Annotated in this window: 7 protein-coding genes; 4 read left to right on the top strand and 3 right to left on the bottom strand. The window is 36.0% G+C overall.

Translation table 11 applies throughout. From position 1 onward, the window contains the following. The coding region (locus IEV17_RS06305) for an ESPR domain-containing protein (RefSeq protein ID WP_227554453.1) at window positions 1–1,409 on the bottom strand (1,409 nt) is incomplete at its 3' end. Window positions 1,410–1,681: 272 nt separating this feature from the next. Between IEV17_RS06305 and IEV17_RS06300 the strand changes: the two genes are divergently transcribed. The 4 genes from IEV17_RS06300 (at window position 1,682) to IEV17_RS17140 (ending at window position 5,002) form a co-directional block, all read left to right on the top strand. Continuing rightward, window positions 1,682–2,017, top strand: a complete 336-nt coding sequence (locus IEV17_RS06300; protein WP_081399781.1) for a helix-turn-helix transcriptional regulator — start codon at window positions 1,682–1,684, stop codon at window positions 2,015–2,017. Between the two features lie 72 nt (window positions 2,018–2,089). Further along, the gene (locus tag IEV17_RS06295; RefSeq protein WP_004661524.1) at window positions 2,090–2,689 is read left to right on the top strand and encodes a phage tail protein; all 600 of its coding nucleotides are present in this window, start codon (window positions 2,090–2,092) and stop codon (window positions 2,687–2,689) included. 332 nt (window positions 2,690–3,021) lie between these two features. After that, a complete protein-coding gene (locus tag IEV17_RS06290; RefSeq protein ID WP_034601242.1) occupies window positions 3,022–3,723 on the top strand; it encodes a response regulator in 702 nt (233 codons plus the stop codon). Between the two features lie 682 nt (window positions 3,724–4,405). After that, entirely contained in the window at window positions 4,406–5,002 is a 597-nt protein-coding gene (locus tag IEV17_RS17140; RefSeq protein ID WP_227505844.1) for a sensor histidine kinase, read from the top strand. 46 nt (window positions 5,003–5,048) lie between these two features. Here IEV17_RS17140 and IEV17_RS06280 read toward each other — a convergent pair whose 3' ends face one another. Both IEV17_RS06280 and gspL read right to left on the bottom strand, forming a co-directional pair. Then, window positions 5,049–5,528, bottom strand: a complete 480-nt coding sequence (locus tag IEV17_RS06280) for a type II secretion system protein M (RefSeq protein ID WP_004661518.1) — start codon at window positions 5,526–5,528, stop codon at window positions 5,049–5,051. After that, entirely contained in the window at window positions 5,528–6,667 is a 1,140-nt protein-coding gene (gspL, locus tag IEV17_RS06275) for a type II secretion system protein GspL (protein ID WP_004661516.1), read from the bottom strand. The genes IEV17_RS06280 and gspL overlap by 1 nt, the downstream gene beginning before the upstream one ends. Window position 6,668 lies beyond the last annotated feature (1 nt).

Below are 6,668 nucleotides of genomic sequence, written 5' to 3'. Positions count from 1 at the left end.
TCGCCCTTGTCACCTTGAGCGCCTGTGGCTCCAGTTGCACCCGTAGCACCTACATCACCTTTATCGCCCTTGTCACCTTGAGCGCCTGTGGCTCCAGTTGCACCGATATCACCTTTGTCGCCTTTTGCTCCAGTTGCACCTGTAGCACCGATATCACCTTTATCGCCCTTGTCACCTTGAGCACCGGTAGCTCCTGTTGCACCAGTCGCGCCCGTAGCACCTACATCACCTTTATCGCCCTTGTCACCTTGAGCGCCTGTGGCTCCTGTTGCACCAGTTGCGCCCGTAGCACCTACGTCACCTTTATCGCCCTTGTCACCTTGAGCGCCTGTGGCTCCAGTTGCACCCGTAGCACCTACATCACCTTTATCGCCCTTGTCACCTTGAGCACCCGTAGCTCCAGTTGCACCCGTAGCACCGATATCACCTTTATCGCCCTTGTCACCTTGAGCACCCGTAGCTCCTGTTGCACCAGTCGCACCCGTAGCGCCGATATCACCTTTATCGCCCTTGTCGCCTTGAGCACCCGTAGCTCCTGTTGCACCAGTCGCGCCTGTAGCACCGACATCACCTTTATCGCCCTTGTCGCCTTTGTCACCTTTTAAAGAGGCTAGCCACTGCGTTTGTGTACCAACATATCCACCTACAACTGCAAGTTCATAAGCACTTTTACCATCAGCTCCACCGCCTGTTGGTAAACCATCAATTTGGCTTTGTAAACTCGTTAATTTAGTATTTACAGCAGTAAAAGCACTTCCTATATTTGTATAATTTGACCCTTGTATGACATAAGTTGGGCCAGTAAATACGCCTCCGCTAAAACCTGCACCACCACCAAAAACATTGGCCAACGAATTTAGTTGGCCAAAATTAACTGCATCATTTGTAGATATACCGTTTGATAGGTTGGTGATCTTATTATTATTGAAGGAAATTGAACCATTTCCAGGATCATTCCCTAATGCTCCCTTAGAGGTAATTCCGCCTGCTCCAACTTTTAAAGTATCAGTGCTAATTGTTACATTTAAATCATCATTCAACAGTTTATTATCGGAAACCAATGTACCTGAAGGTTGATTTAAACAATAAAGTGTTCCCCAGTATTGTTGTGAAATAATCGTATTATTCAATGCAGCAGTCGCAATACTCGGATTATTGTTAGAGCCTTGTGCGCCACATGTAATCACTTGCTCAGCAAACACTTGTTGTGAAACCAAACTGATTAAAGATAGACCTGTAGCCACAACCAATGGTTTTAACTTAAATAACTGGATGTTACTGGCTATTTTTGATGGTTGTTGCACGCTTCCAGTGACCTGACTCCCCTTACCTGAATTTTTGGTATTTTCTGATACAACGACACAGCACCCTAGAGATTTATTCCAAATTTTTTTAAAGATAAGATTCATACTATTCCCTTCTTTTTGTGAATATAAACACATAAATTAGAGAGTATTTTTAGTAATAAAGAATCATTGAAATTTGGTAGAAAAATAAAAAAATATCGATAAAAAAAACTGTTTGGAATAACAAATTTCAATGATGTAAATCATCTTCAACTCACATTTAATAACGTGAAAACAAAACAAGAAAAAATTAAATATTTTTTATCATTAAAAACAAGGATTAAACATGAGTATCTTAGAAAGACTAAGCAAGCGCGAACGTCAAATTTTTTTAAATGTTGGTATACAATTATCGCGTTAAAGAAATATCCATCAAACTACACATCAGTGAACGTACTGTCACAACCCATCAAGAAAATATTTACCAGAAATTAAAAATCCATCACCGCGCCTGCTTAATTCAATTTTGCCCCTATTATTCAGAATTCCTAAACAATCTTACCTCTAGAGAACGCAGCATCGTTCAGCTATTGACCCAAGATCTATGTAGTTCAGATATTGCCGTACAGCTCAATCTAACAATTGAAACTATTTATAGTTATCGCAAATCGATAAATCGAAAATTCAAAGCAATCCAAGAAAAATACGATGTTTTGGGGGTATGCGCCTAACTCAAGATCAATTTTAATGACTTACACAACAATGACTAACAACACTTCTGAAAACTAAAAGGAAAAAATTATATGAGCGCAGATCCATTTGTTGGTGAAATTATTCTTGTTCCGTACAACTTTGTCCCTCGCGGCTGGGCTATTTGTAATGGACAATTACTTTCGATCGCACAATACCAAGCATTATTCAGTTTATTAGGTACAACCTATGGTGGTGATGGTGTGAGAACATTTGCATTACCGAATTTAGTAAATCGATTTGCGCTAGGCGTAAATACTAATGCACAGCTTGGTCAGGCGGCTGGTAATAATAGTACGACCATATTAGCGAATAACTTACCACCTCATAACCATGTGATTGCAGCTCAAACTGTCTCTGCAGCAGTAACGTTTACTCCTCAAGCAAGTTCTGCTGGTGGTAATACATCAAGTCCAACAGATGCTATCTGGGCAAATGCGAATGATACAACCACAGGTGGAACACTTGATACTTTCGCTCAAAATGTAGCCCAACCAGTCAACATGAAAGCAATACAAGGTAGTGCTCAAGTGACCATACCTTTGCAAACCACTTCTAATACAGGTTCTGGACAACCAATTAATATAACAAACCCATATTTAGGCTTGTATTACATCATTAGCTTGGAAGGCATTTATCCTTCACGACAATAATTGTATTTTTATCACAATGAATCTAGATATGTTAATTCAAACTAGATTCATTGTACTGAGATAATTATTTGAGGAATACAACGTAAAGCATAAGTTACAGAATATTTTTAAAAGTTAAAATTAAAGTAATTTTTAGGTGAATTATAGTATAAAAATCAGATATTAAAAAATATAGATTAATAATAATGATAATTAATAAGTTATCGTTTATTATTATTAAAAATTAAAACAAGTATTAATTTAAAATAAATAAATGAATTATTATTAAAAAAATATAGAAAATATAGAAAGCATGTTTATAATTAAAAAAGCTTCACTACTTGATAATTATGATGATCGAACAAACGATAGAAAAAGAAGCACATTTTGACAGCCCTCTATTTTCATTCGACTTACCTAAACCGGTATTGATTGTCGAAGATGACAGCATTATTCAAAATAGATTAAAAAAACTATTAATAGATCTTAATTACAATAATGAAGATTTAATCTTTTCTAATACACTGGACCAATCAATAGCCTCAGTAAAAGCAAAAAAAATTGCTTTTGCTCTAGTCGATTTGGGCCTACCCGATGGTAATGGCACTAAACTAATCAGAACTTTACGCCAAAAGAATCCCACTGTTCCAATTTTAGTTATATCTGCATGGAGTACAAGAGAGGCTATTTTTAAAGCGATTCAAGCAGGTGCAACTGGTTATTTATTAAAAGAGCGAGATGATTTTGAAGTCCTCATGTCTATTAAGCAAATCTTAAAAGGCGGCATACCAATCGACCCTTTTCTTGCTCAGATTATTTTAACAAATATGGTCAAAAAGCCACAAAAGATTAAAAACTCACCAGAAAATTTATCTGCAAGAGAATTAGAAATTCTAGATTACGTTACTCAAGGATTTAACAATCAAGATATAGCAAATGAATTAGGATTATCGCGTTATACCGTAGAAGCTCATTTACGCAATATATATAGTAAGCTTGCGGTAGATAGTCGTTCTAAAGCAATAAAAATTGCATATTCATTGGGTTTATTCTGAAAATTGGGAAAGAAATTATAAATAAATGTCGATTATTCAAAATTCATTTAACCTATTTATTCCTATTTTCATCATAGCATTTGGTGCTATTTTACTAACCACAACTTTAAAAAAATATTTACCTCCTTCTATTTCTTGGTTATCAATTTTCCTAATGATGACAGGATCTAGTTTATTAATTCTGCATTTAGCCCCTGTTCAAAAAACACCTCATTGGTATTTCTTTTTCAGCTTAATTTATTTAGGTGTATTTTTCTCATTTGCTCAAGCAGTTTTATATAAGTTCAATCAATCTTTTTCTTTCAAATTCAGTTTTATTCTGGTTAGTATTTTTATTCCTATATTATTTTATTTCGCTTATCTAAATTCAAAATTAGAACTTACTTTGCTTATTTCTTTCCTTTTTTCGGCGTGCATTGTTGGCTTAAAATTTCCAAAAATCTTCGCTGTAAATAGCTATAGTATGATAGACAAAGTGATCAAAATTATTTTTCTATCATCAGGTTTAATTTTTATAGTCCCTCTCATCGATCAGAAAATTATTTTTCAAACAGTGCACACAGATCATGATTGGTTTCAAATACAATTGTGCTTTTTATTTGGGCTGCTGATTTTTTCAACATTATTAATTATCAGTAATGTCAAAGATATTTTAAACATTCATCAAACAGAATTAGAAAGAATGAGACGTCAGGAGCGACTACAATTTTCTCATGATTTACATGATATTTTAGGCAGTTCTTTAGTTCGTTCTATTGGTGTGATTAGCCAAAGTAAAGAAAATTTTGATAACCAACAGTTCTTATCTATTCTGAAACTGCTACGTGATGATCTCAGAGAAGTCATCGACAGTGGATCAAGTGTCTCAGGTGAAGTTCCGAAAACACCTATTTTATGGGGAGCGCCTGTTAGACATAGATTTAGTCAAATTTTCAATGAGTTAAGTATTCAATCTGTTTGGGATTTTGCAGAAGTTTGGCATTCACAACCTAGTGCATTGGAATGTTTGACATTATTGCGGATTACAGAAGAAGCACTTACCAATGTCATCAAACATAGCTACGCCAAGAAAGTCATTGTTCGTTTGTATTTTTCTGACCTTAAACAAATTATTTTAGAGATTGAAGATGATGGGATCGGCTTTAATGTCGATGAAGTGAATAGTGCAAATGTCAATATTGGTTTACGTAGCATGAAAATTCGTCTTGAGAAAATTCATTCTGTCATGGATGTTCAGTCCAAGCGTGGTCAAACCATCATTAGAGTTATTCAGAGTTAATCATGATGAATCTATAAATATAAAGGAGCTACAAGCTCCTTTATATTTATTGCACGGTCGCAGTTAACTTGATTTGATTGTTATTTGAAACCATGTCCATTTTTTGGATGCTTAACCCCATTTGAGAGAGTTGCATTAAAAAGTTTGCAAGAACAGCATAATTTTGATGTTCAGCGACAATTTGAATTTGCTCACCATTTTGCTGTGAAGAAACTGATAAGCCTTGTTGTTGTGCCGTACGTTGAATTTTATCTGCTGCTGATAGCTCCAGATCATTTGCAGGTTTCATTGTTGCTGCATTACTTTGCATCCAAACCGTTAAATCTTTTAATTCATTTAAACGTTTTTGCTGTTGCTCGGCCAAAGCATGCATTTTCCATAATGCAAAACCAATAATCACAACAACTAAAAAAACTGTTGTGAAAATTACCATCACGCGTTCACGTACAGATAAGCTCTGTAAATATTGATTTAAGGTTTCAATTTTTTGATCGAAACTATTTTGTAGACCTGTTAATGCTTTCATTATTTTACTTTTACCACCCCAATCGCACCAATCGAATCTGCTTGAACGTTACCCAATTCAGCTTGGAAACCTTGTTGGTTTAATTGTTGAGTTAATCCTTGTAAGTCATCTGCGGATTTAGCTTTTAATGACATTGCTAAAGTCGAAGCATCATAATTGACTTGCTGAGCAATGATCTGTTTCTGCATTAAAATCGGTCCTACTCTACTCAACAACGAAAGTGCTTGTGTATCACCTAGCTGACTCATACGTAATTGACTTTCAAACTGACTTTTAATGTTTTGCTCAGTAACGCGACTATTTTCACCAAACCAGAATTTATATTGATCTATCGCCTGAGCCGATGTCTGATCAGCCACTTTTTTTAGTTTAGACCAACGCAAAGCATCATAACCTAATTGAACAAAAATAACGGCAACCAAAACCAATGCTGAAGCTTTCCAATAACCTGACCACTGAACTTCTGCATTCTTGGATTTTGGCAAAACATTAAATGGATGCTGTTTTGCCTTTGCCAAGGGCTGAAATTGGTAACTAAATTCAGTGTATTGATCTTGGCTTGAAGCAGCCATAACAGTTGCTAATTCAGTTGAATTAAGATTTGCCAGCTTATAGTTCGTTTCAGGTGTTTGAAACTCGAGGAATAATCCCAAGTCATCCACTGAATTACCAGACCATTCCGATTCTCTTACCAATAAGTGATCATACAGGTTTGCAATCACAACTTGGTTTTCTTCTGGTGTTGGCAATATTAGAAAATCAGGTAAAAACGCTGCAATTTGAATTGGCAAAAGACTAAGTGCGTGTTGCCATGTCTCAACTGTGGAATGAGCCACGCCCATCACATTAAGCTGATCATTTTGAAAATGATGAACCACCTTCATTTGATCGATTGGCAAAGTCACATATTCTTCTAATAAGTATTTAAGCCCTTCTTGCCCTAACTGCTTGTAGTGCATTTTTGTCATAGGTTGCTGCAAGATTTGCGCATTACGACTTGGAAAATAGACCATCGCCTCTTTTCCATTATGCGCTTGTAAGTCCTGAATCAACTGCTCAAGACTATTTGCCTGTAACCAATTTTCCCCTGCCGACCAATACCATGTTCCATTGGTTTCGGGCATCCATATATACAGCATC

The organism is Acinetobacter modestus (genome assembly GCF_014636095.1).
Lineage (GTDB): Bacteria > Pseudomonadota > Gammaproteobacteria > Pseudomonadales > Moraxellaceae > Acinetobacter > Acinetobacter modestus.
The sequence above is the reverse complement of the archived record's forward strand: the minus strand, read 5'-3'. Positions and strand labels throughout refer to the sequence as shown.